This is a genomic window from Clostridium sp. CF012, from assembly GCF_018861755.1.
GTDB lineage: Bacteria > Bacillota > Clostridia > Clostridiales > Clostridiaceae > Clostridium_AD.
Map to the genome: position 1 here is coordinate 1 of NZ_JAHLEF010000101.1, position 1,278 is coordinate 1,278.

Annotated in this window: 2 rRNA genes; both read left to right on the forward strand. The window is 44.1% G+C overall.

Going from position 1 to position 1,278, the window contains the following annotated elements:
- A 16S ribosomal RNA gene (locus KPL50_RS26455) occupies window positions 1-176 on the forward strand; the annotation flags it as partial.
- 299 nt (window positions 177-475) lie between these two features.
- Window positions 476-1,278, forward strand: a 23S ribosomal RNA gene (locus KPL50_RS26460); the annotation flags it as partial.

A 1,278-nucleotide genomic window follows, 5' to 3' on the forward strand; every position in this document is an offset into this window, starting at 1 on the left:
CGCGGTGAATACGTTCCCGGGCCTTGTACACACCGCCCGTCACACCATGAGAGTTGGTAACACCCGAAGTCCGTGAGGTAACCGTAAGGAGCCAGCGGCCGAAGGTGGGATCGATGATTGGGGTGAAGTCGTAACAAGGTAGCCGTAGGAGAACCTGCGGCTGGATCACCTCCTTTCTAGGGAGTAGATGTATTGACTTCGGTCGATGCAATAGAAGAATTTAATTATTCTTCAAAATATCTATTGTAATTACTCGTTCCTATTTCTCTGTTTAATTTTGAGAGACTAATTATATTAACTCTTAGGAGCTAATTAATTAATAGTTTTTCTTAAAATGTTCTTTGAAAATTGCACAGTGTATAAAGTTATTTTAAAAAGATTTAGATCCACGTGAGTGGTTATAGGTTAATTTATTATGATTTCGCAAAATTAATATTAAGCAACAAAACCGTCTATGTAAATAGACAGAATCAAAGGTCAAGCTACAAAGGGCGCATGGCGAATGCCTTGGCACTAGGAGCCGAAGAAGGACGCGTTAAGCTGCGATAAGCTTTGGGTAGGCGCAAATAGCCTGTGATCCAAAGATTTCCGAATGGGGGAACCCACATAGTAACAACTATGTACTGCATACTGAATAAATAGGTATGCAGAGGTACACCCGGGGAACTGAAACATCTAAGTACCCGGAGGAAGAGAAAGAAATATCGATTTCCTAAGTAGCGGCGAGCGAAAGGGAATGAGCCCAAACCTAAGTCTTTGACTTAGGGGTTGAGGATAGATCATAAATACTGCAATTCTTTAATTGAAGATAGCTGGAAAGCTGCTCCGCAGAAGGTAATAGGCCTGTAAATGAAAAGGAAGAACAGTCAGATCTAATCCAGAGTACCACGAGACACGTGAAACCTTGTGGGAAGCTGGGAGGACCACCTCCCAAGGCTAAATACTACCTAGTGACCGATAGTGAAGAAGTACCGTGAGGGAAAGGTGAAAAGAACCCCGGAAGGGGAGTGAAATAGAACCTGAAACCGTGTGCCTACAACCGGTCGGAGCACTTTATATGTGTGACGGCGTGCTTTTTGTAGAACGAGCCAACGAGTTACGATATGTAGCAAGGTTAAGTACTTAAGGTACGGAGCCGAAGGGAAACCAAGTCTGAATAGGGCGTATAGTTGCATGTCGTAGACCCGAAACCGGGTGACCTATCCATGGCCAGGATGAAGCGGAAGTAAAATTCCGTGGAGGTCCGAACCACGTTGGTGTTGAAAAACCATGGGATGA